General features: G+C 74.6%; 27 protein-coding genes and 1 riboswitch. Of the genes, 12 read left to right on the plus strand and 15 right to left on the minus strand.

The window, feature by feature from the left end; translation table 11 throughout:
* Positions 1-5 precede the first annotated feature (5 nt).
* The 3 genes from ACZ3IL_RS06420 to ACZ3IL_RS06430 form a co-directional block, all read right to left on the minus strand.
* Positions 6-836, minus strand: a complete 831-nt coding sequence (locus tag ACZ3IL_RS06420) for a glycoside hydrolase domain-containing protein (RefSeq protein WP_467387223.1) — start codon at positions 834-836, stop codon at positions 6-8.
* Between the two features lie 142 nt (positions 837-978).
* On the minus strand, positions 979-1,137 hold the full coding sequence (locus ACZ3IL_RS06425) for a hypothetical protein (RefSeq protein ID WP_467387225.1): 159 nt from the start codon (positions 1,135-1,137) through the stop codon (positions 979-981).
* Positions 1,138-1,750: 613 nt separating this feature from the next.
* Positions 1,751-2,125 (minus strand): VOC family protein, encoded by a 375-nt coding sequence (locus ACZ3IL_RS06430; protein ID WP_467387227.1) that lies wholly within the window; start codon positions 2,123-2,125, stop codon positions 1,751-1,753.
* Positions 2,126-2,311: 186 nt separating this feature from the next.
* On the opposite strand from ACZ3IL_RS06430, the gene ACZ3IL_RS06435 reads away from it, so the two are divergent.
* A complete protein-coding gene (locus tag ACZ3IL_RS06435; protein WP_467388176.1) occupies positions 2,312-2,944 on the plus strand; it encodes a response regulator in 633 nt (210 codons plus the stop codon).
* 20 nt (positions 2,945-2,964) lie between these two features.
* Here ACZ3IL_RS06435 and ACZ3IL_RS06440 read toward each other — a convergent pair whose 3' ends face one another.
* The 3 genes from ACZ3IL_RS06440 to ACZ3IL_RS06450 form a co-directional block, all read right to left on the minus strand.
* Positions 2,965-4,449 carry an MFS transporter gene (locus ACZ3IL_RS06440; RefSeq protein WP_467387229.1) on the minus strand — a complete coding sequence of 495 codons (1,485 nt, stop codon included), beginning with the start codon at positions 4,447-4,449 and terminating at the stop codon, positions 2,965-2,967.
* 166 nt (positions 4,450-4,615) lie between these two features.
* Positions 4,616-4,996: a hypothetical protein gene (locus tag ACZ3IL_RS06445; RefSeq protein WP_467387231.1), complete on the minus strand. Its 381-nt coding sequence runs from the start codon at positions 4,994-4,996 to the stop codon at positions 4,616-4,618.
* Between the two features lie 193 nt (positions 4,997-5,189).
* Complete coding sequence (locus ACZ3IL_RS06450) at positions 5,190-5,723, minus strand: VOC family protein (RefSeq protein ID WP_467387233.1); 534 nt, start codon at positions 5,721-5,723, stop codon at positions 5,190-5,192.
* A gap of 495 nt (positions 5,724-6,218) precedes the next feature.
* On the opposite strand from ACZ3IL_RS06450, the gene ACZ3IL_RS06455 reads away from it, so the two are divergent.
* The gene (locus ACZ3IL_RS06455) at positions 6,219-6,926 is read left to right on the plus strand and encodes an Lsr2 family DNA-binding protein (protein ID WP_467387235.1); all 708 of its coding nucleotides are present in this window, start codon (positions 6,219-6,221) and stop codon (positions 6,924-6,926) included.
* Positions 6,927-6,956: 30 nt separating this feature from the next.
* Here the strand turns inward: ACZ3IL_RS06455 and ACZ3IL_RS06460 are convergent, their stop codons facing one another.
* The 4 genes from ACZ3IL_RS06460 to ACZ3IL_RS06475 are packed head-to-tail and all read right to left on the minus strand — an operon-like array spanning position 6,957 to position 9,018.
* Complete coding sequence (locus ACZ3IL_RS06460) at positions 6,957-7,478, minus strand: SMI1/KNR4 family protein (RefSeq protein ID WP_467387237.1); 522 nt, start codon at positions 7,476-7,478, stop codon at positions 6,957-6,959.
* 13 nt (positions 7,479-7,491) lie between these two features.
* Positions 7,492-7,908, minus strand: a complete 417-nt coding sequence (locus ACZ3IL_RS06465) for a hypothetical protein (protein WP_467387239.1) — start codon at positions 7,906-7,908, stop codon at positions 7,492-7,494.
* Positions 7,909-7,928: 20 nt separating this feature from the next.
* A complete protein-coding gene (locus tag ACZ3IL_RS06470) occupies positions 7,929-8,210 on the minus strand; it encodes a DUF397 domain-containing protein (protein ID WP_467387241.1) in 282 nt (93 codons plus the stop codon).
* Positions 8,170-9,018, minus strand: a complete 849-nt coding sequence (locus tag ACZ3IL_RS06475; protein ID WP_467387243.1) for a helix-turn-helix domain-containing protein — start codon at positions 9,016-9,018, stop codon at positions 8,170-8,172. The genes ACZ3IL_RS06470 and ACZ3IL_RS06475 overlap by 41 nt, the downstream gene beginning before the upstream one ends.
* Positions 9,019-9,102: 84 nt before the next feature.
* Here ACZ3IL_RS06475 and ACZ3IL_RS06480 point away from each other — a divergent pair, with 84 nt between their 5' ends.
* Both ACZ3IL_RS06480 and ACZ3IL_RS06485 read left to right on the plus strand, forming a co-directional pair.
* Positions 9,103-9,510 carry an ATP-binding protein gene (locus tag ACZ3IL_RS06480; protein WP_467387245.1) on the plus strand — a complete coding sequence of 136 codons (408 nt, stop codon included), beginning with the start codon at positions 9,103-9,105 and terminating at the stop codon, positions 9,508-9,510.
* A gap of 46 nt (positions 9,511-9,556) precedes the next feature.
* Positions 9,557-10,186, plus strand: coding sequence for a class I SAM-dependent methyltransferase (locus ACZ3IL_RS06485; protein WP_467387247.1), 630 nt, complete (start codon positions 9,557-9,559; stop codon positions 10,184-10,186).
* A 78-nt stretch (positions 10,187-10,264) separates the two neighbouring features.
* On the opposite strand, the gene ACZ3IL_RS06490 is transcribed toward ACZ3IL_RS06485, so the two are convergent.
* On the minus strand, positions 10,265-12,037 hold the full coding sequence (locus ACZ3IL_RS06490; RefSeq protein WP_467387249.1) for a hypothetical protein: 1,773 nt from the start codon (positions 12,035-12,037) through the stop codon (positions 10,265-10,267).
* A gap of 387 nt (positions 12,038-12,424) precedes the next feature.
* On the opposite strand from ACZ3IL_RS06490, the gene ACZ3IL_RS06495 reads away from it, so the two are divergent.
* The gene (locus tag ACZ3IL_RS06495; RefSeq protein WP_467387251.1) at positions 12,425-13,324 is read left to right on the plus strand and encodes an N-acetylmuramoyl-L-alanine amidase; all 900 of its coding nucleotides are present in this window, start codon (positions 12,425-12,427) and stop codon (positions 13,322-13,324) included.
* A gap of 101 nt (positions 13,325-13,425) precedes the next feature.
* Positions 13,426-14,280, plus strand: a complete 855-nt coding sequence (locus ACZ3IL_RS06500) for a DUF5336 domain-containing protein (protein ID WP_467387253.1) — start codon at positions 13,426-13,428, stop codon at positions 14,278-14,280.
* Between the two features lie 90 nt (positions 14,281-14,370).
* Here the strand turns inward: ACZ3IL_RS06500 and ACZ3IL_RS06505 are convergent, their stop codons facing one another.
* The 4 genes from ACZ3IL_RS06505 to ACZ3IL_RS06520 all read right to left on the minus strand — a co-directional run bounded on the left by ACZ3IL_RS06505 (position 14,371) and on the right by ACZ3IL_RS06520 (position 18,255).
* Positions 14,371-14,919 (minus strand): hypothetical protein, encoded by a 549-nt coding sequence (locus ACZ3IL_RS06505; protein WP_467387255.1) that lies wholly within the window; start codon positions 14,917-14,919, stop codon positions 14,371-14,373.
* Between the two features lie 111 nt (positions 14,920-15,030).
* Entirely contained in the window at positions 15,031-16,110 is a 1,080-nt protein-coding gene (locus tag ACZ3IL_RS06510; protein WP_467387257.1) for a prenyltransferase/squalene oxidase repeat-containing protein, read from the minus strand.
* Positions 16,107-16,856, minus strand: coding sequence for a class I SAM-dependent methyltransferase (locus ACZ3IL_RS06515; RefSeq protein ID WP_467387259.1), 750 nt, complete (start codon positions 16,854-16,856; stop codon positions 16,107-16,109). The genes ACZ3IL_RS06510 and ACZ3IL_RS06515 overlap by 4 nt, the downstream gene beginning before the upstream one ends.
* Positions 16,857-16,944: 88 nt before the next feature.
* The gene (locus tag ACZ3IL_RS06520; RefSeq protein ID WP_467387261.1) at positions 16,945-18,255 is read right to left on the minus strand and encodes a glycosyltransferase family 4 protein; all 1,311 of its coding nucleotides are present in this window, start codon (positions 18,253-18,255) and stop codon (positions 16,945-16,947) included.
* Between the two features lie 207 nt (positions 18,256-18,462).
* On the opposite strand from ACZ3IL_RS06520, the gene ACZ3IL_RS06525 reads away from it, so the two are divergent.
* The 6 genes from ACZ3IL_RS06525 to ACZ3IL_RS06550 all read left to right on the plus strand — a co-directional run bounded on the left by ACZ3IL_RS06525 (position 18,463) and on the right by ACZ3IL_RS06550 (position 25,505).
* Positions 18,463-19,116 carry a TetR family transcriptional regulator gene (locus tag ACZ3IL_RS06525; RefSeq protein ID WP_467387263.1) on the plus strand — a complete coding sequence of 218 codons (654 nt, stop codon included), beginning with the start codon at positions 18,463-18,465 and terminating at the stop codon, positions 19,114-19,116.
* A gap of 305 nt (positions 19,117-19,421) precedes the next feature.
* A riboswitch (cobalamin riboswitch) is annotated at positions 19,422-19,495 on the plus strand.
* 92 nt (positions 19,496-19,587) lie between these two features.
* On the plus strand, positions 19,588-20,853 hold the full coding sequence (locus tag ACZ3IL_RS06530; RefSeq protein ID WP_467387265.1) for a prenyltransferase/squalene oxidase repeat-containing protein: 1,266 nt from the start codon (positions 19,588-19,590) through the stop codon (positions 20,851-20,853).
* Positions 20,850-21,515, plus strand: a complete 666-nt coding sequence (locus tag ACZ3IL_RS06535; RefSeq protein WP_467387267.1) for an SCO2322 family protein — start codon at positions 20,850-20,852, stop codon at positions 21,513-21,515. The genes ACZ3IL_RS06530 and ACZ3IL_RS06535 overlap by 4 nt, the downstream gene beginning before the upstream one ends.
* Positions 21,512-22,654, plus strand: a complete 1,143-nt coding sequence (locus ACZ3IL_RS06540; protein WP_467387269.1) for an energy-coupling factor transporter transmembrane protein EcfT — start codon at positions 21,512-21,514, stop codon at positions 22,652-22,654. The genes ACZ3IL_RS06535 and ACZ3IL_RS06540 overlap by 4 nt, the downstream gene beginning before the upstream one ends.
* On the plus strand, positions 22,651-24,645 hold the full coding sequence (locus tag ACZ3IL_RS06545; protein WP_467387271.1) for an ABC transporter ATP-binding protein: 1,995 nt from the start codon (positions 22,651-22,653) through the stop codon (positions 24,643-24,645). Before ACZ3IL_RS06540 ends, ACZ3IL_RS06545 begins: the two co-directional genes overlap by 4 nt.
* Positions 24,642-25,505, plus strand: a complete 864-nt coding sequence (locus ACZ3IL_RS06550; protein WP_467387273.1) for an ECF transporter S component — start codon at positions 24,642-24,644, stop codon at positions 25,503-25,505. The genes ACZ3IL_RS06545 and ACZ3IL_RS06550 overlap by 4 nt, the downstream gene beginning before the upstream one ends.
* The last annotated feature ends 238 nt before the right edge of the window (positions 25,506-25,743 follow it).

The raw sequence follows: 25,743 nt of genomic DNA on the forward strand, positions 1-25,743 counted from the left end.
GGGCGTCAGCCGACGATGGCGACCGGGGCGTCCCAGGCGTTGCGGTCGACGTTGATGGTGTGACCGCCGCGGGTCTCCTTGCTGTTGGCCTTGTACTGGTGGCCGCGGCTGTGGTCGGTGTACAGCTTCGGGTTCCAGGGCCAGTCCCTGGTGGTGGTCTCCAGGCCGTTCCACTGGGCGTACCAGAGGTTGCCCGGCAGGTCGGTGCGGTCCTTGGCCGTGGCGATGGCCTTGGCGCCGGAGCTGCTGAAGCCGTACAGGCCTGCGCGGTAGGTCTTGGCGCGCAGGGTCTTGCTGAAGGACCGCACGTAGGCCAGGGTCGCGTCGTTGCACGCCTTGTCGGCGGTGTTGTACGACTCCATGTTGAGGTAGATCGGGCTGCCGGCCTTCATGCCGAGTGCCGAGGCCTTGGCGACCGCGTCGTTGGCGTTGCTCACTCCGACCGAGGCGGCGGTGGACGCGGTGAACCGCTCCTTGTTGCCGCTCTTCTGGCAGGGCGGCTGGGCCCCGACGTACAGGGGGATGACCCGCCAGCCGAGGGTGTCGACCGACTTCACCCAGGACCTGGTGAGGTTGGGCTGGGCGCAGCCCCGGTTCTTCCCGCCGATGTAGACGGCGACGCCGCCGTAGTAGCCGTCCTTCTTCCACGCCTTCATCGCGGTGAGCGAGGGCGCGGTGCAGGCGTCGAACGCCCGGCCCGTGTAGGTCTTCTGCGCGGGCCACGCGGGGGCGGCCATCGAGGTCTGCGCCGCGATCCCGGCGCCGGCGGCGACGACGACGCCCGTCGCCGCCATGGCGACGTAGCGGCCTTTTCTGGACAACCGGTGCTTCGGCATCTCCCACCCCATCCGAACTCGCGCCCCGGCCCTCCGGGGCCCGTTCAGCGTATCCGGCCGCGACCGGGCCCCCGGGCCGGGCCCCCGCCCGGTACCGGCTCCGCGCCCGGTCCTGGAGGGGTGCGGGGGCCGGGTCGGCGGCTCAGCGCTGCGTCCACCACGTCATCCCCGCCCCGCCGGCGGTGGTGACCAGGGCCACGAGCCATCCGGGAACGCGCTGGACGGTCAAGTGCAGTCCTCCGATCCGGAGTTCGAGGTGAGGGTGTCGCGCTTCGCCGTCGGTGTCTCGGGTCGTCGTCATGGTTCACGGTCCTCTCGATGGGCTTCGGTCGTCGCGGCCGGCATGGTCGAGGACTCCCGTCGCGCGCCGTCGCGCGTCGTCGGTGGGGAGGAAAGGAACGCGGTGCCGCGACACGGGGCACCCGGCCGGACCGGGAGCGGGCCGGGTGGGAACGCCCGGACCGGCACCGGTCACGACGTGTCCCGTACGCCGGTCCGTGACGCCCCGACCGGCGGGGTTCCGGGGGTCGGGGTGCTCCGAGCCGGTTCCGGAACGCCTCGGCGCCCCCTCGCCGTATCGCGCTGGTCCCGGGAAGAACCTATCGCTCCTGCCCCCGGGGCCGTCATGAGACGTATGCGTACAAAAAGAGGGAGGGAAGTTCGACGTTCTGGCCATGACCGCGACGGAACGGCCCCTTGGCAGCTTCGCTCCGGTGCGCTAAGGCATGTGCCGAAGGTGGCGTCGGCCGCCCGGAGGGCGGGCGGGACCTCCGGCGCACGCCCCGGCGGTCCCGCCGTGCGGATGCCCTTCTTCGCATCGCCGCGGACGGCTCCGGCGTCCCGGGAGGCCCGGCACAGCGGGTGCCGCACAGCGGATGCCGCATGCCGTACGGGCCGCCTTCCCCGGTGCCCCGTCAGTCCCGGACGAGGCAGAACGGGTGGCCCGCCGGGTCCGCGAAGACGCGCCAGCTCCGTTCCCCGTCGCCCGCGTCGAGCAGGGTCGCGCCCCGGGCGAGGACGTCCTCCTGGGCCCGTTCCAGGTCCTCGACCCCCAGGTCGAGGTGGAACTGCTGGGGCCGGGCGGGGTCCGGCCACCGTGGCGGCCGATGGTCCTCCACCCGCTGGAAGGCGAGCACGAGCCCGGCGGTGTGCAGCGTCGCCCAGCCGTCGTCGAGCGACCACCGCGGGTCCGGCCGGTTCACCTCGCCGCCGAGGAGCGCCTGGTAGAACCGGGACAGCTCGGCGACGTCGGCACAGTCCAGCACCACACACTGCAGTTTGGCCATCATGAGGGCAGCGTCTCACGACGCCCGATCGCGTTCCGCGTACGGAGCGCCGGTGCCGTGTCGGGCGGCGTCCGCCCCGCCACCGGCCGGCGGCGCCGGCCCGGCCGGGCGGTTCACCCGGCGCCGGGCGGGGCACGTCCGGACGTGCCCCAACAGGACGCCGGGCCTACGCTGTTCCCCGTGGACGAGATGCCGCGGGACCACCGGCCCGCACGGTGTACGAGAGTTCTCCTCGCCGAGGACCAGGGGATGATGCGCGGGGCGCTGGCCCTGCTCCTCGGCATGGAACCGGACATCGAGGTGGTCGCGCAGGTCGGGCGCGGGGACGAGATCGTGGACGCGGCGCTCGGGGCGCGGCCGGACGTGGCCCTGCTCGACATCGAGCTGCCGGGACGCTCGGGGCTCGACGCGGCGGCGGACCTGCGGGACGAGGTGCCGGACTGCCGGGTCCTCATCCTGACGACGTTCGGCCGGCCGGGTTACCTGCGGCGGGCGATGGAGGCGGGGGCGGCCGGATTCCTGGTGAAGGACGGGCCCGTGGAGGAACTGGCCGAGGCGGTCCGCAAGGTCCTGCGGGGCGAGACGGTCGTCGACCCGGCCCTCGCGGCGGCGGCCCTCGGCGCGGGCCCGAACCCGCTGACGGCCCGCGAACGGGACGCGCTCGCGGCCTCGGTGGACGGCGCGACGATCGCGGACATCGCGGCCGTCCTGCACCTCTCGGAGTCCACGGTCCGCAACTACCTGTCCTCCGCGATCGGCAAGACGGGCACCCGCAACCGCATGGAGGCGGTGCGGGCGGCCCGGCGGCAGGGCTGGCTCTAGGGCGGGTGGCGGAAGGGGCGTCATCTGCCCGACGGCGCCCGGCGCACGTCCTCCTGGGAAGCCCTCTTCGTGCCGTCCCCCGGCAGCCACAGCAGCATCAGGAGCGTCGCGCCGAGCAGGATCGCCGCCGAGACGCGGAAGGCCGCCGCGTAGCCCGCGGTGAGGGCGACCGGGTCCGGGGCGCCGTGGACCGGGCCCGTGACGGCGGCGGCGACCGTGGAGAGGGTCGCGAGGCCGAGGGCGCCGCCCATCGTGCGGGAGGTGTTGACGAGGCCGGAGACGAGGCCCGCGTCGCCGGGGGCGGCGCTGGAGGTGGCGAGGGTGGCCAGCGGGGTGGTGGCCAGGCCGATGCCGCCCATCATGAGGATGCCGGGGCCGAGGATCGTCGTCAGGAAGGTGCCGTCGGCGGTCATCGTGGACTGCCAGGCGAAGCCGGAGGCGGCGACGAGGGCGCCGGTCACGGCGAGGCGGCGGGCGCCGACGGCCGGCATCAGGCGGGGCGCGGCCTTGGAGCCCAGGACGACGGCGAGGGAGCTGGGGACGAGGGCCAGACCGGCCTGGAGCGGGGTGTGGCCGAGGACGTTCTGCGCGTACACCGTCATGAAGAACCACATGCCGAAGGAGCTCGAACCGAACAGCAGGATCGCCGTGTTGGCCGCCGCCACCGTCCGCGTGCGAAAGATCTTCAGGGGCATCAGCGGGGCCGCCGTACGGGCCTCGACGGCGACGAACGCGGCCAGCAGCACGAGCGCGCCGAGGAGCGTCAGGAGGGTCTTCGGGGCGCCCCAGCCCGCCTCCTCGGTCTGCACGATGCCGTACGCGAGGGTGGCGAGCCCGCCGGTGACGAGGACCGCGCCGGGCAGGTCGAGGCGGCGGCCGGTGCCGGGGCGGCTCTCGCGGAGCAGGAACAGCGCGCCCGCGAGGACGAGGACGCCGACGGGGACGTTGACGAGGAGGACCCAGCGCCAGGACAGCAGGTCGACCAGGAGTCCGCCGACGAAGCCGCCCGCCGCGCCGCCGGCCGCGCCGACCGCCGTCCAGGTGCCGATGGCCCGGGTCCGGGCGGGCCCGGGGGCGACCGCGTCGGTGACCAGGGTCAGGGTGGCGGGCGACAGGACGGCCGCGCCGAGGCCCTGCACGGCGCGGCCCGCGACGAGTTGCCAGCCCTCCTGGGCGAGGCCGCCCGCGACGGAGCCGGCGGTGAACACCGCGAGCCCGAGCAGGAACATCGCCTTGCGCCCGTAGAGGTCGGCGGCCCGCCCGCCGAGCAGCATGAACCCGGCGAAGGCGATCGAGTACGCGTTGAGCACCCACTGCAGGCCGAGCGACGAGAGGCCGAGGTCGGCCCGCAGCGACGGCAGCGCCACGTTCACCACGGAGACGTCGAGCACGACGAGGAACTGTCCCGCGCAGGCGATCAGGACGACCGCCCAGGAGCGGGAGGGGGGTATGGAGGGGGCGGGGGACGTGCGGGGGGCGGAGTCGGTCCGGGGCATGGCCGTCATGGTCGCAGACGCCCTCAGCCCCGTACATACGCCGGGGTCCCCGCAGCCCGGGGCCGGCCGGTGAGAGCCCGTGGGCGGACCTCGCCTCCTCTGTCACGCACACGTTCCGCGAGGGAAACAGGCCGGGTGCCCGCTCTTCGAGCCGGTCTCGGTCGGGTCGCTGCCCTCAGCCGTCGAGCGCCTCCCGCAGGCCCGGTCCCGTCATCTCCACGACGACGGCCGTCTCCCGCAATCCGTCCGGCAGGTTCGCCCGTTGTTCCTCACTGCTCACGAGGACGCCGTCCGGAAGGACGACGGCGGCTCCCAGGCGGCCGGCCAGTTCGGCGATCAGGTCCACGACGCCGCCGGGCGGGAAACGGTGCACGCTGACGCCGGTGGCGCTCACGTCCACTTCCGCCTCTCCGCCGTCGGCCGCCCGGATCAGCAGTTCCCCGGTGTCCGGGCCCGCGTTCGCGGTGTGGGGAGCCAGCACGTCCTGGATCACCCGGTCGTCCAGTACTTCCGGCTCGCCGCCGGCGAACCGGTGCAGGGAAACTCCGTACCCCATGGGCATGTCCTCCGTTCTCGCCCCGTCGGGTACCGGGGCGGTGACCGCCCCGGTACCCGACGCGTCTCCCCCTACGGCGTGTGCACGACCGTGATGAGGAGCACGTACCGGGCAGGGACTTCACCCGGTACGGAACACGGAACTCGGCAATCCGATCCGGCTCGAATCCCTTCGCGGCCGGTTGATCAAGGACTCAGTGACTCGGGCGCCGCGGGGCGCTCGCCACCCCCGATCCCCGGCCGCTCAGTGCGGCGTCCAGTGTCTCCTGGGCCCTGCGCATCGACTCCGCGTACTTCGGCTCGGCCATGCGTTCCCAGGCCCGGTCCGGCGCTACGTCCTCGACCCGGCTCATCACCCACCAGATGTTGCCGAACGGATCCCGCACCCGGCCACCCCGGTCCCCCCACGCACTGTCGGTGACCTCGGTGATCACCTGCGCCCCGTGCGCGACCGCGGCCGCCACCGCGGCGTCCGCGTCCGGGACGTAGACCCGCAGCAGTGCGGGCATCACCGGCCAGTCGGGCCGCCGGTCGAAGGCCAGCACCACCGTGTCACCGACACGGATCTCGCCGTGGCCGATGGTGCCGTCCTCGACCGGCACCCGTGCGATCTCCTCGCCGTCGAACGCGGCGGTGATGAAGTCGAGCAGTGCGCCGGTGTCGTCCGTGACCACCCACGGTGCGACGCTGGTGTAACCCTCGGGTGCGGTGTGCCTCATCGGTCTCATCCCCTCGTGCTCCTTCACGACGTGACGAACCTAGGGCTCAACTAGGACAGCCAGAGGCCTAGATCAGGCACGGGGTCGAAGGCGAACCTCATTTCGGGAACGGGCGTTCCGGCGAGGGGATGCCCGTTCCGTATCACCCGGCCCGTTTCCCGAGCAATCGGCCGCTCACCGCACCACTTCTCGACCGGAAGCGGGTAGGACGCGAACACGACGTCACGGCTCGGCCTGTGCGGCCTGGGGGCGTCGGCGGCGTCGGCGCGGCCGGCCGCCTTGCCGGCAGTGTCGTCCTCGGCCGCCTTCCGCGGCCGCCGGGTTCGAGCGCACCGAGAGGGAGCACACGTGAACCGCTGCGGAGGTGGCGGAACTCGCCGGCGGCTGCGTGCGGCGACGGACGGGCCGCCCCCGTCCGGGACGGGCCGCCCCGGACGGGCCGCCCCCGTCCGGGACGGGCCGCCCCGGACGGTGCCCGGTCCGGGCCCCGCGTACGCTCCGCCCATGGACGAGCAGAGGCCGCCGCTCCCCCCGGCCGGTGACGTGCGGCGGGCGTGGGGGCGGATCACCGGGTGGCTGGAGCGGCACTCCCCCGCCGTCTTCGCCTCCCTCGGCGGCCCCGGGGACCCGGCGGTCGTCGCCGCCGCCGGGGAACGCATGGGCGTGCGGCTGCCGGAGGAGATGCGGCAGTGGCTCCTGACGAACGGCGTCGGCCCCGCCGGGCGGCCCGGTGACACCGGGGGTCCGCTCGCGTCCGGCCGCGAAGGGGTCCTCCCCGACGGGGGTCTCCTGCTGGGGCTCGCCGGCGTCGAGCGCGTCCACCTCCACATGACGGCCGCGGAGGAGTCGGAACCGTCCGGGGACCCCGGCCACCCTTCCTGGCGCCGCGAGTGGGTCCCGGTCTCCTCCGAGAGCGACGGTTTCCACGGAAGGTTCCTCGACGCGCGCACCGGCCGCGTCGGGCGCCGGAGCGAGGGGTCCGGTCCCGTGGAAGGGGAGTACGCGTCCCTGTCCGCCTTCTTCGACGCCGTGGCGGACCGGCTGGAGGGGGTCCCGCCGGAAGACCGGAGCGGAACCCCCGACGGTCCCGTGCGCGTCCGGGGCCACGACGCCGGGGCGATACGCCGGTGGGCCCGCGCGCACGGTCACCTCGTGAACGACCGGGGGCGCATCCCCGCCTCCGTGGTCGACGCGTACGTGGCGTCCCTGTGAGCGGTACGGATGCCCCGTACCGTCCCCGTCTCACGGCAGGAACGCGTAGAACGGCCCGTCCGGCGCGCGGTCGCGGGAGCACAGCGTCACGTCCCGGCCCTTGAGGTAGGCCAGCAGCCACTCGCCGAACGTCATCTCGTAGAGGGTCCAGGACGGGCTGTCCATCTCCTGGACCACGACCCGCCAGGGCGCCGAGGGTCCGTCGGGGACGCGGAGGAAGACCGCCTCTCCCGTCGTGGCCGACGCCACCGGCAGCAGCTCGCCCGGGTTCCCCCCGACCGGGGCCGGCAGGAACTCCGTCATGTCCTCCTCGCTCCAGAACGCGAGGTCTTCCCCGATGTCCCTCCCCAGACGGTGCAGGAGGTGACCGGCCGGGTGCTTCAGGTAGAGCTGGTCGTTGACCCGGACCGAACCGTAGGCGTCCACGATCTCCCGGAAGTCCGCCGGGAGTTCGACGCCGATCTCCCGCTCCAGTGCGGTCCAGGGCGCCGGATCGGTCCAGTGGAACCGGGGCTCGCCCAGCAGTGCTGTTATCTCCGGAAGCGTCACCACTCACGGATTCCTTTCAGGAGGACTTTCCCGGAGAGGACGTGATCACCAGGGCGATGCTCGTGACGGTCGCGGCGACGGCGGCCACCGCCAGGACGAGGAGTCCCGGGTTGACCCACCACGGGACGATCTCCGTGCCCCGGCACACCAGGCTGACGGGGAGCGCGCCGCTGTGGTCCGGGTGGACCTTCGTCCCCGCCTTGAACCAGCAGGCGTCCTCGGGGAAGAGGAACGGCATGTACGAGAGGCCGTACAGGTGCAGTGCGCCGCCCGCGAGGTACGCGAACGCGGCGATCCAGGCGGCCTTCCTGGCAGGTGTACGCGGGGGTCGGGGCGACTGGAGCGGGGGTGGTTCGCCGCCCCTGCGGGCCCGGACCAGGCCCACGTACGTGATCCCCGCCCAGGCGGAGAGCGCCAGGGCGAGGATCACCATCCCCACGAGGGTCGCCACGGTCAGCGGCCGAGACGCCCCTCGGCGGCGGCCGTCACGAAGGCCGCGAAGGCGGCCGGGGCGGCGAGGAAGGCGGGGCCTTCGGGGTTCTTGGAGTCGCGGACGGCGACGTGGGCGGCGAGGTCGGCGACCTCCACGCAGTTGCCGCCCGTGTCGCCGCTGTACGAGGACTTGCGCCAGGCGGCGGTGCCGAGCGGTGCGCACTCGACGCAGTTGCCGCCGGTGTCCGAGCTGTACGAGGACTTACGCCAGTGCGCGCCCGTCAGGTTCTGGTTGGTCCCCATACTGCTCCTCCATGATGCGGGCGATCAGTGCGGCCGAGTCCTCCACCGAGAGCGCGGCTGCTTGCAGGTGATCGTAACGGAGCGACCCCTCCCTGAACGCGGTTGAATCAGCGGTCATATGACCTTGGACGAAGTCCTCGGTGTAGACGAGGTCGGGGTCATCGTCGAACCGCAGCAGGTTGAATTCACCCGGCAGGCCGGCATGCGCCCCGGCCATGAACGGCAGGATCTGGATCTTGACCCAGTCGTGCTCCTGCATCCGCAGCAGGTGGGCGAGTTGCTCCTTCATGACCTGCTTGCCACCGATCTCCTGGCGGAGTACCGCCTCGGTCAGGACGACCCACACCAGAGGCGGCGTCTCCCGCTCCAGGATTCGCTGCCGATCCATCCGGGCGGCGATCTTGGTGTCCAAATCCCCTTCCGTCCGGACTCCCAGTACGGCACGCGCGTACTCCTGAGTCTGGAGCAACCCTACGACCAACTGGGGCTGGAACGAAGAGATGTACGTCGCCCGCGCCTCCATCTCCGCGTACGGCTGGAACCACGTCGGCAACTGGCTCTTCAGCACCAGGCCCACCAGACGTGAGAACGTCCCGCCCGTCATCAACGCGGCGTCCAGTTGTTCCGAGAACTTCCTGGTGGGGACCTTCTTCGCCGTCTCTATCTGGCCGATGAGCGAACCCGTGCAGTAGACGACCGCGCCGAGTTGCGCCTGGTTCAGCCCGGCCGCCTCCCTCAGACGGCGTAATTCCGCTCCGTAGTAGTCCAGCGGCGAGGCGCTGGGGTCGAGGTTGCGGATGTTGACCACGGCGAGGTCACCCCCAGATCGACGCGACGAGGCGTTGTGTTCGTGCCGTTGCCGAGCGTAACGAAGCGCGTCCACTCTGGGGGCATGAATCAGGCAACAGACCTCTATCCTGCGGAACTTACGTCGAGTTACCGCATGGGGTTCACCGTGGGTGAGCATTCGGCCGGTCACATGCGCCGCATCCTGCGCATGTTCCTCGTGCGCTGGGAGCTCGTCCGATTGTCCGACGCCGCGACGCTCGCCCTCACCGAGCTGGTCGCGAACGTCGTCCGGCACGTGCCGGGCCGCCGGTGTTCCGTGCTGATCCTGCGCGAGCCGTACGGGCTGCGGGTCGAGGTGGCGGACGGGATGCCCGGGACCGTGGTCGCGAAGGCGGGCGGGGAGCTGGACGAGGGCGGCCGGGGACTCGTCCTGGTGGAGGCCGTGACGGACCGGTGGGGGGTGACGGGGACGGCCGGCGGGAAGACGGTGTGGTTCGAGTGCGACGCGTAGGGCACGATGGGCGCCCGTAACCGCGTACCCGCCAGTAGGAGTCACCATGTCCGAGCCCTCCCCCGCGATCCTTGCCGCCTTCGAGGCCGCGAAGGGGTTCATGCCCGTCGGGGAGGGGCTGGCGCTGTACGGGGCCGCCGCCGAGGCCGCGAAGCTGGGGCTGCCGCTCCTGGAGGTCGGGACGTACTGCGGGCGGTCCACGATCCTGCTCGCGGAGGCGGCCCGGGAGGCGGGGACGGTCGCGGTCACCGTGGACCACCACCGGGGCAGCGAGGAGCAGCAGCCGGGGTGGGAGTACCACGACCCGGCCGTGGTGGACCCCGAGGTCGGCCTCATGGACACGCTGCCGACCTTCCGGCGGACCCTGCGCAGGGCGGGTCTGGAGGAGCACGTGATCGCGGTCGTCGGACGGTCGCCGCAGGTGGCGAAGGTGTGGGCCGGGCAGCTCGGCCTGGTCTTCGTCGACGGCGGGCACACCGACGAGCACGCCGCGAACGACTACGAGGGCTGGGCCCCCAAGGTCGCCCCCGGCGGTCTGCTGGTCATCCACGACGTCTTCCCGGACCCGGCGGACGGCGGCCAGGCCCCGTACCGGATCTACCTCCGCGCCCTGGAGTCGGGCGGCTTCGAGGAGGTCTCGGTGACCGGCTCGCTGCGGGTGCTGCGCCGCCGCTGAGCGCCCCGTGCCCGGTGGACGCGCGTGGCCGCCCCCTCGCCGTGAGGGGGCGGCCACGGGGCCCGCGTCGCGTCCGGGTCAGAAGCCGGACGTCACGTACAGGCAGTTGGTGTAGGTGTAGCCCGGTTCGATCTTCGCCTTGCTCGACTTGGTGTCCCCGGCCGACGCCGTACCGGTCCCGGCCCGCTTCTGGAGGAAGTGGTAGTCGCCGGCGGGCAGCATCAGGGTCGCCTTCGGGTACTTCGAGGACGGCCCGGTGCACGCCTTGACCTTCTCGCCGCCCAGGCGGAGCGGGCCCGGGTACTTGGTGCAGGTCGTGCACGCCTTCAGCGTCACCCTGCCGGTCATCGGGCCCGTGTAGAGCAGTTCGACCTCGCCGGGGCCGTCGTTGCTCACCACCATGACCATCCGGGAGCCGCCGGGGACCGTCGCCGGGGGCAGGTTCCTGCCGGCCTCGGGCTCCTCGTCCGCGATCTCCGCCGCGATGGCGATCGTGCGGGCGTACGCGGCCTGCGGGCTGGACGGGTAGTCCTTGGCGAACTGCGTCATGGTCGTGACCGCGTCGTCGTAGTCCTTGTTCTTGAACTGCGAGGTCCCGCAGGCGAAGTCGCCCTTCTGGACCGCCTCCCCGGCCTCCTTCGTGGCGGCTTCGAGCACCGGGTGCGGCATGTTGTCCAGGGAGGAGCGGAGCGTGCGCAGCTCGACCGTGGTGTCGCAGGGCGAGGAACCGCCGTCGAGGGCGGTGGTCCGCGTCCTGATCGCCGCCCGGACGGCCGGCTCGACGCGGGCGGTCTGAGCGGAGTTCGGGAAGGTGTCGTAGAGCGCGTTGAGGCTCTCACTGGCGGTCGGACGGGCGGTCTGGACACCCAGGGCGGCCGTCCCGCACGCGTAGAGCGACTCGGCCAGCGGCTCGTCGGTCTTGGCGGGGCGGGAGCCGAGCAGGTTCTTGTCGACCGTCTCGGGAAGGCTCCGCAGGTGCTTGAGCGGCGGGACCGCCTCGCAGTACTCCTTCTTCCCGTACGGGGCGGACAGCCGCTCGTAGTAGGTGTCGAGGCGCGCGGGGACGAGCTTCCCGGCCCGCGACCCGGCGTGCTTCGTGCCGAGTTCCCCGTAGGTGCCGAGCGCCTTGCGGTAGATCGGCTCGGCCTTGTCGAAGGGAAGGCCGTCGGCGGACTTCACCAGGTCGTCGGCGGCGGCGAGGCGTTCCAGGAGGGCCTGCTCCCTGGCCTCGTCGCGGGCCGCCCCGTACGCCAGGGTGCCCCCCGCCGGCACGGCGAGCAGCACCAGGGCGAGCGGCAGCGCGAGGCGCCGGAAGGAGGCGCCGACGCGGAGGGTGGCGCGCAGTCCGCGCCGGAAGCCGTCGGCGGCGACGGCGAGCAGGAAGACGCCGTAGCCGATGAGGACGCCGGCGGGCACGCCGTCGACGTCGGCGGGGAACGCGGCCACCAGGAGGGCGGCGGTGGCGAGCCAGCAGAGCACGGCGCCGACCCAGTTGCGGAGGAGCACGTACCCCAGGCCGAGGCCCGACAGGTTGAGCAGGCCGATCGCGGCGGCCTGTGCCGGGTTCGCGGGGCCGGGCGGCCCGGGGTCGTGTCCGGGCGGCGGGCCGTAGCCGGGGGGACCGTACCCGGGCGGGCCGTAGGCGGGCGCGGTCGCGGGGCCGGGCGCCGCGCCGCCGGCCGGGGCCGCGCCCGTCCCGGCGGGCACCGCGCCGGGCGGCGGTCCGAAGGCGGGCGCGGGCGCCGCCGGGGCCCGGTCCGGCGGGGGCGGGGCCGCCGGGACGGAGGCCTCCGGGGCCGGAGGGGCCGGCGGGACCGCCGGAGGAGCCGGGGCCGTCGCGGGCGGGGCCACGCGCGGGTCGGGAGCCGGGGTCCCGGGGGCCGGCGCGGCCCACGGGTCCGGGTGGTCCCGCCGCGGGTCCGCCGGGTCCGGGTGGTCCCGCCGCGGGTCCGCCGGGTCCGGGCGGTCCTGCCGCCGGTCCGGGCGGTCCGCCGGGTCCGGGCGGTCCGGTTCCTTTCCGCGCGGGATCTCGTCCTGCGGTTCGGGACGTGCGTCGTTCGGTTCTTCCCCCACCACGGGTCCCCCTCGTGGATCCATGCACGGTGGCACCCCACCGTCGCTTCCTGTGGCCCACCCTTCACCGTCCGGACACGCGCGTCCACCGTTATGGGGAGGCGGTGACCAACCTGCGACCTACCCCTGCGGGTTTTCGCCGCCCGCAAGGCCTAAAGTCGCCGGGTGCCGAACGACCGCCGGAAGACCGCCCGCCGTACCCTCGCCCTCGCCCTCGCCGCCACCGGCTGCTGCGCCGCGCTCGCCGGGTGCGGGGCCCCGCAGGGCCCCCCGTCCACGGGGAAGGCCCCGGGCCCGCCGGAGGCCTCCCCGGCCGGAAGCGGTGCGCTGCCGGGCCGCGCCCCCTCCTCGCCCCCGGCCTCCTCCGCCCCTCCCTCCCCCACGGGGAGCCGCCCCCTCGCCGGACGGACGGTGCTCGTCGATCCCGGTCACAACCCCGGCAACTTCCGGCACCCGGAGGAGATCGCCCGGAAGGTGAACATCGGGACGAACAGCAAGGAGTGCGACACCACGGGCACGTCCACGAACGCGGGCGGCACCGAGGCCGACTTCACCCTCGACGTCTCCCGCCGCCTGCGGGACCTGCTCACCGCGCGCGGCGCCGAGGTGGTGTTCACCCACGACGCCGACCGCCCCTGGGGGCCCTGCGTCGACGAACGGGCCCGGATCGGCAACGAGGCCCGCGCGGACGCCGCGGTCTCCGTCCACGCGGACGGTTCGGCCGCCGGGCACCGCGGATTCCACGTGATCCTGCCCGCACGCGTCCGGGAGGGCTCCGCCGACACCACGGAGATCGTGGCCCCCTCCCGCGAGCTGGGCGAACGGATCGCGGACCGGTTCGCGCGCGCCACCGGGACGGCCCCCGCCAACTACCTCGGCTCCGGTGCGGGGTTGGTCGTGCGGGACGACCTCGGCGGACTGAATCTCTCGACCGTCCCCAAGGTCTTCGTCGAATGCGGCAATATGCGGGATCCGAAGGACGCGCTGCTGCTCACGTCGGAGGCGTGGCGGCAGAAGGCGGCCCAGGGCATCGCGGACGGCATCGCGACCTACCTCGTGGGGTAGAACCCGCGAACGATAGATTCCCTCCGTACCATGGGGCCGCCCCCCGTGCCACGGCCTTGAGCGCCACCCGACGCGACGACGAACCGACGAAGGACTCTTACGTGAATATCCGCTCCCTCACCCGAGGCGATGGCGTGCTGATCGGCGCAGCGGTGGTGCTGTTCATCGCCTCGTTCCTCGACATCTACGGCTGCGACGGTCCCAACGCGGTCTGCGACCAGGTCGAATACCCCAACCCGTGGGAGCTGTCCTACCTCGGCTGGGGCACCTTCCTCCTCGGCATCGTCGGCGCCGCCCTGGTCGTCGCCTCCCACGCCCTGCCGCAGCAGCGCAAGGTCGCCGGTCTGGAGCTCGGGCAGGTCGGCGCCGCGTTCACCATCGCCGCCGCCTGGACCCTGCTCATGTGGGTCTTCGAGGCGGGCAACGCCGGCCCGGCCCTGATCCTCGGCCTCATCGCCTCCCTGGTGCTCGCCGCCGCCGCGGTGGCCGGACCGATGGTCCCGGCCCTCAAGGCCCCGCTGGTGAGCGCGCCGCGTCCGCAGGCCCCGCAGCCGTACGGCACGCAGGGGGGCCAGCACGGCGTGCAGGGCGTTCCCGGCGGTTACGGCTACCCGGGCGCGCAGCAGCCGTACGGCGCGCAGCCGGACGCCTCGCACGGCGCGGGCCAGCCGTTCGGCGCGCAGGCGGCCGCCGCCCCGCAGCAGCAGGACCCGAGGCCGTCCGAGCCGCAGGCCCAGGCGCAGGCGCAGCCGTCCCCGGACTTCGCGCCGTTCTGGTTCGCCGTCCCGGTCGCCCGCCCGCTCTACGCGGAGGACGGCTCCCAGGCCCCGATCGCCGAGCTGGCGCCGGGCACCTGGTACCTGGCGGTCGAACAGCGCGGCCAGGCCCTGGTGGCCCAGACGCAGGACGGCCGGCGCGGCGTCCTCCAGGACACCACCAGCATCCAGCGGGGCTGACGGCCCGCGCACGCACCCGCACGGCGGCCCTTCTCCGGAATCCCTTCCGGAGAAGGGCCGCCGCCGTGTCCGCGCGGGTGGCCCGTCCGCTCACCCGCCGAGCTGGGACGTGCTGGGGACCTTGTCCCTGACCTCGGCGCCGGCGCTCTTCCCCGCGTCCTTGACGCTGTTGATCACGCTCTCGAAGGCACCCACGTCCCCGGCGCCCACCTCCCCCGCGCGGAACTTCGTCCCGAGGTCCTTGAGCGACTCGATCCCCGCGGTGAGGGGCGCGACCGCCTTCGAGAGCAGCGGGTCGCCCTTGGCGTTGTCGACCGCCGCCCTGAGCCGGTTGTAGGTGAACGCCCCCGCGAGTCCGGCCTTCACGAGGGCGAAGGTCCGGCCGTCCGCGCCCTTCTTGAACGCGCCCGCGCGGTACGGCTTCACGATCCACTGGTACGTGGCGCCCGCCGCCAGGCCTGCGTTGGCCACGAACCGGGTCTTGGCCAGCCTCTGCCGTTCGGCGCCGCCCGAGGCGGACGGGGTCGCGGTGGCGCTCGCGCCCGGCGTGCCGTCGTCGCCGCCGCAGGCGGCGGTGGTCAGGAGCAGGGCGCAGCACAGCGGCAGCGCCACGGCCGGGCGCACGAGGGTTCCGGACACGGCGGGGACCTCCCTGGGGTGTGGCGCCAGCCTCGCCCCGGGGCCGTGCGGCCGCCACCCGGGCGGCCCGTACGGGTGCCGGGCCCCGCCCGTCGCGGGACCCGGAGGGGATCAGGTCCCGCAGCAGTCCGGTTCGAGGCCGGCGGGGAGGCGGTCGCCGCCGAAGACGGCGACGGTGGCCTCGTCGCCGCCGAGGGCCGCCACCGCGAGCAGCAGGGAGCCGGCGGTCCAGCTCGTCTGCTCCTCCGGCCACACGGCCCGGTCGCCCTCGAAGACGTACCCCGTCCAGTACATGCCGTTCGGGGCCCGCAGGTGCTGGATGTCCTGGAGGATCGTGAGGGCCCGGTCGGACTCCCCCACCGCCCAGAGGGCGAGGGCGAGTTCGCAGCTCTCGCCGCCGGTGACCCACGGGTTGGGGACCACGCAGCGCACGCCGAGGCCGGGCACGACGAACGCGTCCCAGGACGCGTCGATGCGGGCCCTCGCCTCCTCGCCGGTGACCGCGCCGCCGAGGACCGGGTAGTACCAGTCCATCGAGTAGCGGGACTTGTCGAGGAAGCGCTCGGGGTGGCGGCGGATCGCGTGGCCGAGCGCCCCGGCCGCCAGCTCCCAGTCCGGCTGCGGCTCCTCGCGGGCCTCGGCGACGGCGAGGGCGCAGCGCAGGGCCTGGTGGATCGAGGAGCTGCCGGTGAGGAGCGCGTCGGTCACGGCCCCGCCGGACGGCTCCCGCTTCCAGCCGATCTGGCCGCCGGGCTGCTGGAGGCCGAGGACGAACTCCACGGCCGCGTAGACGACGGGCCACATCCGGTCGAGGAAGGCGTCGTCGCCGGTGGACAGGTAGTGGTGCCAGACGCCGACGGCGACGTACGCGACGAAGTTGGACTCCCGGCTCCGGTCGGTGACCCGCTCCGGGTCGCCGTCGTCGTAGGCCGCGTACCAGGAGCCGTCGGTGTTCTGGTGCCGGGCGAGCCACGCGTAGGCGCGGGCGGCGGCGTCGTGCTCCCCGGCGGCGTCCAGGGCCATGGCGGCCTCGGTGTGGTCCCACGGGTCGAGGTGGTGGCCCCGGAACCAGGGGATGGCGCCGTCCTCGCGCTGCGCGGCGAGGATTCCGGCGACGGTCCGAGCGGCCTGCTCGGCGGTCAGCACGCCGGGCAGGAGGAGGTGTTCGGCGATGTGCTCGGGGGAGGTCACGGGGTGTCCGCTCCGGACGGCTCGGCCCCGGGCAGGTGGGGCTTGGTCGCGTACGCCACGAAGCTCTTGCCGACGACCGGGTTGAGCAGCTGCTCGGCGACCCGGGTCAGGGCGGGCTTCTTCATGATGTCCCAGACCAGGAGCTTGTGGTACGCCCGGACCGGCAGCGCCTTGTCGTTGTCGACGCCGAAGGCGCACTTGAGCCACCAGTACGGCGCGTGCAGGGCGTGCGCGTGGTGGGTGCCGTACGGCCTGAGGCCCGCCTCCCTGATCCTGGCGAGGAGTTCGTCGGCCTTGTAGATGCGGATGTGGCCGCCCTCGACCTCGTGGTACTCGTCGGAGAGCGCCCAGCAGACCTTCTCGGGGCCGTAGCGCGGGACGGTGATCGCGATCCGGCCGCCCGGCCTGAGGACGCGGACCATCTCGGCGAGCACGCCCTTGTCGTCCGGGATGTGCTCCATGACCTCGGAGATGATCACGACGTCGAAGGACTCGTCGGGGAAGGGCAGGTTGAGGGCGTCGCCCTCCATCGCGGTGGCGGTGGCCCCGGCGGGGGCCTCCCCGGCCTCCTTCATGGCCGCGAACCACTTGGCGACCTCGCGGATCTCCTCGCCGTTCCGGTCGAGGGCCACGACCCGCGCACCGCGCCGGTAGCACTCGAAGGCGTGCCGGCCCGCACCGCAGCCCAGGTCGAGCACGCGGTCGCCGGGGGCGAGCGGGAAGCGGGTGAAGTCGACGGTCAGCACGAGGGCCTGCCTTCGCGGTCGGGACGGGGGTGGCGCGGGTGGGAACGGTGTCTGCGGGGGCGGTGCCCCTCGTGCGCGTGCACGGCGGTCACCGGCGGGCCTGGCGGGCGACGGCCTCGCGGTAGAGCTCCTCGGTGCCCCGGGCCGCGCGGGCCCAGGTGAAGCGCTCCAGGACCCGGGCGCGGCCGGCGGCGCCGAGGCGGGCCCGCAGGGCGGGGTCGCCGAGGAGCCGGCCGAGGGCGGCGGCGAGCGCGCCCGCGTCGCCCGGCGGCACCGCGAGGCAGGCCTCGCCGTCGGGGCCCGTGACCTCGGGGATCGCTCCGCCGGTGGTGGCGACGAGCGGGGTGCCGGTGGCCATGGCCTCGGCGGCGGGCAGCGAGAAGCCCTCGTAGAGCGAGGGCACGCAGGAGACCTGGGCGGAGCGCACGAGGTCGACGAGTTCGGCGTCGGTGACGCCCTTGACGAACTCGACGGCGCCGTCGAGGCCGTACCGCTCGATGGCCCGCGCGACCGGGCCGTCCTCGGCGCGCCTGCCGACGACGACGAGGTGCGCGTCGGGGTTCTCGGTGCGGAGCTTGGCCAGCGCCTCGACCAGGTGGACCAGGCCCTTGAGGGGGACGTCGGCGCTGGAGGTGGTGACGATCCGGCCGGGGACCTCGGCGACGGACGGGTCGGGGGACCAGAGGTCGGTGTCGGCCCCGATGTGGACGACCCTGACGCGGTCCTCGCGCACCCCCAGGTGCTCCACGATCTCCTGGCGGGAGGTGCCGGAGACGGTGAGCACGGACGGCAGCCGGCGGGCGACCTTCTTCTGCATGCCGGTGAAGGCGTACCAGCGGCGGACGGAGGCGCGGCGCTTCCAGCCGGTGGCGGCGTCGAGTTCGAGCCGCCGGTCGACGGTGATGGGGTGGTGGATCGTGGTGACCAGGGGCGCGCCGAGCGCCCGGGGGCCGCCGAGGAGGCCGTACCCGAGGGTCTGGTTGTCGTGGACGACGTCGAAGTCGCCGCGGCGGGCGGCGAGCAGGCGCCGGGCCCGCAGGGAGAAGGTGAGCGGTTCGGGGAAGCCGCCGGTCCACATGGTGGCGACCTCGAGGGCGTCGATCCAGTCGCGGTACTCGTCGCGCTTCGGGGTCCGGAAGGGGTCCGGCGAGCGGTAGAGGTCGAGGCTGGGGACCTCGGTGAGCGGCACGCCCTCGTCGAGCACGGGGTACGGCTGCGAGCCGATGACCTCGACGGTGTGGCCGAGGCGGGCGAGTTCGCGGGAGAGGTGCCGGACGTAGACGCCCTGGCCCCCGCAGAAGGGGTTCCCCTTGTACGTGAGGAGGGCGATCCGCAACGGGCCGTCACCGGGATCGGTGACGCCCTGGCGGGGGCCTGCCTCTACGGCCTCGGCGGTCATGCGCGGCCCCCTTCGAGCGTGCGTTTCGCCGGAGCGTAACCGCTGGCGTTAATCTAGAACAAGTTACAGACCCGACCGTCGCCCGGCCGTCCGGGAAGGACAGAATCTACCGGCAGGTAGCGCCGCGGTGAGATCCGGAGCGGGTGATTCGCGCCACGGCGGCGGCGCCGCCATACTGTCGCTCCCCACCGCACGGAACGGGACCCCATGACCGCAGACAACAGAGCGGACCGCGGCACCGGCCACGGTGCGGACCACGGCCGCGCCGCGCCCCTCACGGAGCGTCAGGAGGAGCGGCGGCGGCGCATCCTGGACGCCAGCGCGCGGCTCGCGTCGCGGGGCGGGTTCGACGCCGTGCAGATGCGGGAGGTCGCCGAGGAGGCGGGGGTGGCCCTGGGCACGCTGTACCGCTACTTCCCGTCGAAGATCCACCTGCTCGTCGCGGTGATGCAGGACCAGCTCCGGCACCTGCACACCACGCTGCGCAAACGTCCCCCGGCGGGCGCGGACCCGGCGGAACGGGTCGCGGAGACCCTGATGCGGGCCTTCCGGGCGCTCCAGCGCGAACCCCGGCTCGCCGACGCGATGGTGCGGGCGCTGATCTTCGCGGACCGCGGGGCGAGCGCCGAGGTGGACGAGGTCTCCCGCCTGACGACGGCGATCATCCTGGACGCGATGGGGACCGCGCACCCGGCACCCGGGCAGCTCTCGGTGGTCCGGGTGATCGAGCACACCTGGCACTCGGCGCTGATCACCTGGCTGTCGGGACGGTCCTCGATCGACCGGGTGAAGATCGACATCGAGACGGTCTGCCGGCTGATCGGCGCGACGGCGGAGGACACGGAGGGGCCGGGAGGCTGAGGCCGTGCCCCGGGGGCCCGGGGCCCTCGCCTCCGGGAGGCCGAGCCCGCGCCTCCGGGGTCCGGGGCCCACGCCCCGGAGGTCAGCGGCCCGCCTCCCCGAGGAGATTGGGGTCCGCACCTCCGGAGGTCCGGGGCCCGTGCCCCCGGGAGGCCGAGCCCGCGCCTCCGGGGTCCGGGGCCCGCCTCCCCCGAGCCCGCGGCTCCCGTCGTCGTCCGCGCGGGCCGGTGCGGGACCGTACGCACCCCGGATGAGCAGGACGTAAGGGCCGGTAGAGTGAGCGGGTCGTCATCATGCCCGTGCGGGGGGAAGCCGGTGCGAGTCCGGCGCTGACCCGCAGCCGTGAGCCCCCTCCGTACGGGGGCGAGCCGGAATGCCCCGCCGGGACGTGACCCGCCGGCACCGTCGAGGAACACGGAGCCGAGCCCGGTGCCCCGAGGCGTGCCGTGCCCGGCCGCAGGAGAGGGCCCCATGAACACCGTCCGCCGCGCCGCCGCGCTCGCCGCCGCCGTCGCCGTACTCGGCGCCGGAGCCGCCGGGCAGGCCTCCGCCGCGCCCGCCCCCGCCCCCTCCGCCCCCTCCTCCGGCTCCGCCGGGACCGGCCTGTACGGCACGAAGGACCCCACGTACGACGGCGTCTGGCGCCAGTCGCTCGCCTTCCTCGCCCAGCGCGCCACCGGCTACCAGCCCGCCGACCGGGCCGTGGAGTGGCTGCTCGGCCAGCAGTGCGCCGACGGCGCCTTCCCCTCGTACCGCGCGGACACCGCGAAGCCCTGCGACGCGAAGACGGTGCGGGACACCAACGCCACCGCCGTCGCCGTGCAGGCGCTCGCCGCCGTCCGGCGCCAGGCGGCCGACCCGGAGAAGGCCGACCGGGCCGTCAAGGCCGGCACCGACTGGCTGAAGGGCGTGCAGAACGAGGACGGCGGCTGGAGCTACAACCCCGGCGGCGCGAGCGACGCCAACTCCACCTCGGTCGTCGTCGGCGCGCTCGCCGCGACCGGCGTGCGGCCCGGCACGTTCGTCTCCGCCGGGGGCCGCACCCCCTACGACGCGCTCCTCGCCTTCGCGCTGCCCTGCGCGGACGAGGCGGGCCCCGGCGCGTTCGCCTACCAGCCGGACAAGGACGGGAAGCTGGTCGCCAACGCCGACGCGACCGCCGCCGCCACCCTCGCCGGACTCGGCAAGAGCCTCGTCGCCACCAAGGCCTCCCCCGACCAGCCGCCGGCCTGCACCGACCTGACGAAGCCGACCGTCGAGCGGGCCGCCCTGAACGGCGCCTCCTACCTGGCCGGGGCCCTCGCGAAGACCGGCCACCTCACCCTGCCGCCGATGCCGGGCGCCACCGGCGCCGCCGCCACCACCGGGCAGCCCGACGTCGGCAACACCGCCGACGCCGTCGTGGCGCTCGCCGCCGCCGGCGCGGCCAAGCAGGCCAAGCCCGCCCTGGAGTGGCTGGAGAAGAACTCCGCCGCCTGGGCGAAGGAGGGCGGCCCGGCCGCCTACGCCCAGCTGATCCTGGCCGCCCGCGCGACGGAGACCGACCCGCGCGAGTTCGGCACGGCCGACCTGGTCGAGCAGCTCAACGCCGCCGGGCCCGCGCCCAAGAGCCCCGACACCTCCGCCTCCTCCACCAGCGACGACGAGGGCCGCGGCTTCGACCTCTGGTGGATCATCGGCATCGGCACGCTCGTCGGCGTCGGCATCGGCTTCTACGTGAGCGGCCGCAAGAAGTGACCGCCGTCACCCCCCGCAGGGCCGGGACCGCGGGCGCCGCCGCCGGAGCACTGCTGGTCCTCGCCTCGGTGGCGGCCGCCCCCGCGCACGCCGCCGGCTACCGCTACTGGTCGTTCTGGGAGGGCGGAGCCGGCAGGCCCTGGGCGTACGCCACCCAGGGACCGGCGACCGCCCGTCCCGCCGACGGCGACGCGATCGGCTTCCGCTTCGCGGTCGGCCGGGAGGCGGACAGCGCCTCCCGGCCCTCCGTCGCCCCGGACTTCGCGGGGATCTGCGGGGGCACGGAGGAGAAGGACGGCACGAAGCGGATCGCGGTCGTCGTCGACTTCGGCGGCCGGGCCGACGCCCCGCCCGGCGAGGCCCCGCCGGCGGAGCCGGTCAGGACCGGCTGCGCGCGGGTCCGCGACGACGCGACGGGCGCGGAGGCGCTGGCCGCCGTGGTGAAACCGCTGCGGTACGACAGCGGCGGCATGCTCTGCGGGATCGCGGGCTATCCGGCGCGGGGCTGCGGCGAGCAGGTCGGCGAGGAGACCGCGGCCCCGGCCGCGTCCCCGGCCTCCGGGACCACGGGCGGCGGCCCGTCCGTCGGCGTGCTCGCCGGCGGGGCGGCCGTCCTGGCCCTCGGCGGGGCGGCGATCTGGAAGGCCCGCCACCGCGGATGAGCACCGCCCCCCGCAGCACCGCCCCCCGTCGCGGCGCGTTCCGCGGCGCGCTCACGGCCCCCGTGGCGAGCCGGGCCAACGCCCTGCACGCGGGGGCGTGGTGGCTGTGGGCGCTCGGCCTGGCCGTCGCCGCCTCCCGCACCACCAACCCGCTCCTGCTCGGCCTGGTCGTCGGCGTCGCCGGATACGTCGTCGCGGCCCGCCGCACGGACGCGCCGTGGGCCCGCTCGTACGGCGCGTTCGTACGGCTCGGCCTGTTCGTCGTCGCCCTGCGCGTCCTCTTCTCGCTGCTCCTCGGCTCCCCCGTCCCGGGCACGCACCCCCTCTTCACGCTGCCCGAGGTGCCGCTGCCCGGCTGGGCGCGGGGAGTGCGGATCGGGGGCCGGGTGACGGCCGAACAACTGGTCTTCTCCCTGTACGACGGCGCCAGGCTGGCGACCCTGCTGATCTGCGTGGGCGCCGCGAACGCGCTCGCCAACCCGGCGCGGCTGCTCAAGTCGCTGCCCGGGGCGCTCTACGAGGCGGGGGTCGCCGTCGTCGTGGCGATGACCTTCGCGCCGCACATGGTCGCCGACGTGGCCCGGCTGCGGACCGCCCGCCGGCTGCGGGGCCGTCCCGCGGGCGGGGTGCGGGCGGTCCTCCGGATCGGCCTGCCGGTCCTCGAAGGGGCCCTGGAACGGTCGGTCGCGCTCGCGGCCTCGATGGACGCGCGCGGCTACGGCCGGACCGCCCGGGTCCCCGCGTCCGTACGCCGCACCACGAACGTCCTGACCCTCGGCGGGCTCCTCGGCGTCTGCGCCGGTTCGTACGGGCTGCTCGCGGCGGAGGGCGCGGAGTACGGGCTCCCGCTGCTCGGCGCCGGGTTCCTCGCCGCCGCGGCCGGGCTCCGGCTCGGCGGACGCCGGACGGTGCGGACCCGCTACCGGCCCGACCGCTGGGGCGCGCGGGCCTGGCTGGTGGCGGGGTCGGGGGCGGCGGTCGCGGTCCTGATGATCCGGGCGAACGCGTACGCCCCGGAGGCGCTGCGCCCCGGGGTCGTCCCCCTGGTGGCCCCCGGCCTGCCGCTCTGGCCGGCCGTGTCGGTCCTGGTGGGCCTGGTGCCCGCGTTCGTGGCCCCCGTACCCGAGGAGAGTCCGTGATCCGCTTCGAGAACGTCTCGGTGAGGTACGAGGAGGACGCCGGGCCCACGCTGCGGGGCCTCGACCTCACTGTCCCCGAGGGGGAGCTCGTCCTCCTGGTGGGGCCCTCGGGCGCCGGCAAGTCGACCCTCCTCGGCACCGTCTCCGGTCTCGTCCCCCACTTCACGGGCGGGACCCTGACGGGCCGGGTGACGGTCGACGGCCGCGACACGCGCACCCATCCGCCGCGCGAGCTGGCGGACGTGGTGGGCACGGTCGGCCAGGACCCCTCCGCGCACTTCGTCACCGACACCGTCGAGGACGAGCTGGCGTACGGGATGGAGTCCCTGGGGCTCGCGCCCGGCGTCATGCGGCGCCGGGTCGAGGAGACCCTGGACCTCCTGGGCCTCGCGGAGCTCCGCGACCGGCCGATCGCGACGCTCTCCGGCGGCCAGCGCCAGCGGGTCGCGATCGGCTCCGTCCTCACCCCGCACCCCAAGGTCCTCGTCCTCGACGAGCCGACCTCCGCGCTCGACCCGTCGGCGGCGGAGGACGTCCTCGCGGTCCTGCAGCGCCTGGTCCACGACCTGGGCACGACGGTCCTCCTCGCGGAACACCGCCTCGAACGGGTCGTCCAGTACGCGGACCAGGTCCTCCTCCTGCCGGAGGCGCTGATGGGCCCGCCGTCCGAAGTCATGGCCGTCTCGCCGGTCCACCCGCCGGTGGTGTCGCTGGGACGGGTGGCGGGGTGGTCGCCGCTCCCCCTGACGGTGCGGGACGCGCGGCGGAGGGCGGGAGACCTGAAGGCCCGCCTGGAGGGCCGGGTCCCCGTGGACCTCTCTCCCCGTCCCGTCTCCTCCCCGCTCTCTTCCCCCTCTCTCCCTTCTTCCTCCTCCGACCGGGGCGCCGCCGTCCCGGGCCCAGGTCCCGGCCCCGGCCCCGGCCCCGGCAGGAAGCGGGGCGGGGGGTTCCCCTTCCTCTCGCGGCGGCGGCCGGAACGGGCACGGGCGGGCGGGGCTCCCGGCTCCCCTCCCACCCCCCTCGTCCTCGCCGACTCCCTCGGCGTCCGCCGCGGCCGTGTGGAGGCCCTCCGCGGGATCGACCTGCGGATCGCCCCCGGCGAGACCGTCGCGCTCATGGGACGGAACGGCGCCGGGAAGTCGACCCTCCTCTCCGCCCTGGTCGGCACGGTCGCCCCGACCTCCGGCACCGTCCGGGTCGCGGGACGGGCCCCGCACGCCACCGACCCCCGGGAGCTGATCCGCCAGGTCGGCCTGGTGCCCCAGGAGCCCCGGGACCTGCTGTACGCGGACACCGTCGCCGCCGAGTGCGCGGCGGCCGACGAGGACGCGGGCGCGGCGGACGGGACCTGCCGGGCGCTGGTGTCCGAGCTGCTGCCGGGGGTCGCGGACGGCACCCACCCCCGGGACCTGTCCGAGGGGCAGCGGCTCGCCCTCGCGCTCGCCGTCGTCCTGACCGCCCGCCCGCCGCTCCTCCTCCTCGACGAACCGACCCGGGGCCTGGACTACGCGGCCAAGGCCCGCCTGGTCGCGCACCTGCGCGCCCTCGCGGCGGACGGGCACGCGATCGTGCTCGCCACGCACGACGTGGAGCTGGCGGCCGAGCTGGTGCACCGGGTGGTGATCGTCGCGGACGGCGAGGTGGTCGCGGACGGCCCGACGGCCGAGGTCGTCGTCTCCTCGCCCGCGTTCTCGCCCCAGGTCGCCAAGGTCCTCGCCCCGCAGCGGTGGCTCACGGTCGGCCAGGTGGAGAGGGCCCTGGAGGAAGCTCCGGGGAACATCCCGGCAGGACCTCCGGCGGGAGCCCCGCAAGGACCTCGGAGGAAAACCCCGGGGGAAGCCCCGACAGGAACCCCGGAGAAAGCCTCGGGGGAAGCCCCGGCCGGAACTCCGGGGGGAGCCCCGGGGGAAGCCCCGGGGGAAGCCCCGGCCGGAACTCCGGAGAAAGCCCCGGCGGGGACCCCGGCGGATCTCCGGGAGGGGCCCCGGTGAGCGCCCGTCCCCTCCGCCTCGGTCCGCGCTCGGTCGCCGCGCTCGTCCTGGTCTCCCTGATCGGGGCCGGCGCCTTCTGCTGGCCGCTGTTCGCGGACGCCGGCTCGGCCGTCACGTCGCACGCCGGTGACGCCCCGTGGCTGTTCGCCGTCCTGCTGCCGCTGCTCGTCGCGGTGGTGGTGGCGACGATCGCGGACTCCGGCATGGACGCCAAGGCGGTCGCGATGCTGGGCGTGCTCGCCGCCGTGGGCGCGGCCCTGCGCCCGCTGGGGGCGGGGACGGCCGGCCTGGAACCGATGTTCTTCCTGATGGTGCTGAGCGGCCGGGTCCTGGGGCCGGGCTTCGGCTTCGTCCTCGGCGCGGTGACGATGTTCGCGTCCGCGCTGCTCACGGGCGGCGTGGGCCCCTGGATGCCGTTCCAGATGCTGGCGATGGGCTGGTTCACGATGGGGGCCGGGCTGCTGCCGGGGCAGCGGGGCCTGCGGGGGCGGGCGGAGCTGCTGATGCTCTCCGCGTACGGCTTCGTGGCGGCGTTCGCGTACGGAACGGTCATGAACCTCCAGGGCTGGGTCCTGCTCCAGGGCCTGAGCAGCGGGATCTCCTTCCTGCCGGGCGCCCCGCTCCCCGAGAACCTGGTCCGTTTCCTCGCGTACGTCACCACCACCTCGCTCGCCTGGGACCTCGGCCGGGCCGTCCTCACCGTCGTCCTCACGCTCACGGTCGGCGGCCCCCTCCTCAGGGCGCTGCGGCGGGCCACGCGGCGGGCGAACTTCGAGGCCCAGGTCACATTCGGGGCCCCGGAGGAGCCCTCCCCGGGTGAGCCGTGCCATAGGACCCAGGTCACGTACGACCGGCCATAGTAGCGGTCATAACGGCACAAATGCCTCCTTAACCTCTCTTGACCTGCCGGAATGCCCCCTAGCCCTCCCGGGACCTTCCTCCCGGGTCCGAGGCTCCCTCGTACAGGGGGTCGTTGCGCCGGGGGTTCCCGCCCTGCTTCTCTGGTGGACGTCGCCAGGCAGCCGGTGCTCACCGCATCGCCCCGGACGACCGGTTCCCCCCAGTTCCCGGGTCCCCCCGGCTCTGGTTCCGGTCGGC

It is taken from the genome of Streptomyces sp. NPDC014907 (assembly GCF_055562975.1).

Bases quoted from the DNA above. Each gene is read 5' to 3' on its own strand.
- ACZ3IL_RS06420 (WP_467387223.1), bottom strand. From the start codon at position 836: ATGCCGAAGCACCGGTTGTCCAGAAAAGGCCGCTACGTCGCCATGGCG.
- ACZ3IL_RS06425 (WP_467387225.1), bottom strand. From the start codon at position 1,137: ATGACGACGACCCGAGACACCGACGGCGAAGCGCGACACCCTCACCTC.
- ACZ3IL_RS06430 (WP_467387227.1), bottom strand. From the start codon at position 2,125: ATGATGGCCAAACTGCAGTGTGTGGTGCTGGACTGTGCCGACGTCGCC.
- ACZ3IL_RS06435 (WP_467388176.1), top strand. From the start codon at position 2,312: ATGCCGCGGGACCACCGGCCCGCACGGTGTACGAGAGTTCTCCTCGCC.
- ACZ3IL_RS06440 (WP_467387229.1), bottom strand. From the start codon at position 4,449: ATGACGGCCATGCCCCGGACCGACTCCGCCCCCCGCACGTCCCCCGCC.
- ACZ3IL_RS06445 (WP_467387231.1), bottom strand. From the start codon at position 4,996: ATGGGGTACGGAGTTTCCCTGCACCGGTTCGCCGGCGGCGAGCCGGAA.
- ACZ3IL_RS06450 (WP_467387233.1), bottom strand. From the start codon at position 5,723: ATGAGACCGATGAGGCACACCGCACCCGAGGGTTACACCAGCGTCGCA.
- ACZ3IL_RS06455 (WP_467387235.1), top strand. From the start codon at position 6,219: ATGGACGAGCAGAGGCCGCCGCTCCCCCCGGCCGGTGACGTGCGGCGG.
- ACZ3IL_RS06465 (WP_467387239.1), bottom strand. From the start codon at position 7,908: ATGGTGATCCTCGCCCTGGCGCTCTCCGCCTGGGCGGGGATCACGTAC.
- ACZ3IL_RS06470 (WP_467387241.1), bottom strand. From the start codon at position 8,210: ATGGGGACCAACCAGAACCTGACGGGCGCGCACTGGCGTAAGTCCTCG.
- ACZ3IL_RS06480 (WP_467387245.1), top strand. From the start codon at position 9,103: ATGAATCAGGCAACAGACCTCTATCCTGCGGAACTTACGTCGAGTTAC.
- ACZ3IL_RS06485 (WP_467387247.1), top strand. From the start codon at position 9,557: ATGTCCGAGCCCTCCCCCGCGATCCTTGCCGCCTTCGAGGCCGCGAAG.
- ACZ3IL_RS06520 (WP_467387261.1), bottom strand. From the start codon at position 18,255: ATGACCGCCGAGGCCGTAGAGGCAGGCCCCCGCCAGGGCGTCACCGAT.
- ACZ3IL_RS06525 (WP_467387263.1), top strand. From the start codon at position 18,463: ATGACCGCAGACAACAGAGCGGACCGCGGCACCGGCCACGGTGCGGAC.
- ACZ3IL_RS06530 (WP_467387265.1), top strand. From the start codon at position 19,588: ATGAACACCGTCCGCCGCGCCGCCGCGCTCGCCGCCGCCGTCGCCGTA.
- ACZ3IL_RS06540 (WP_467387269.1), top strand. From the start codon at position 21,512: ATGAGCACCGCCCCCCGCAGCACCGCCCCCCGTCGCGGCGCGTTCCGC.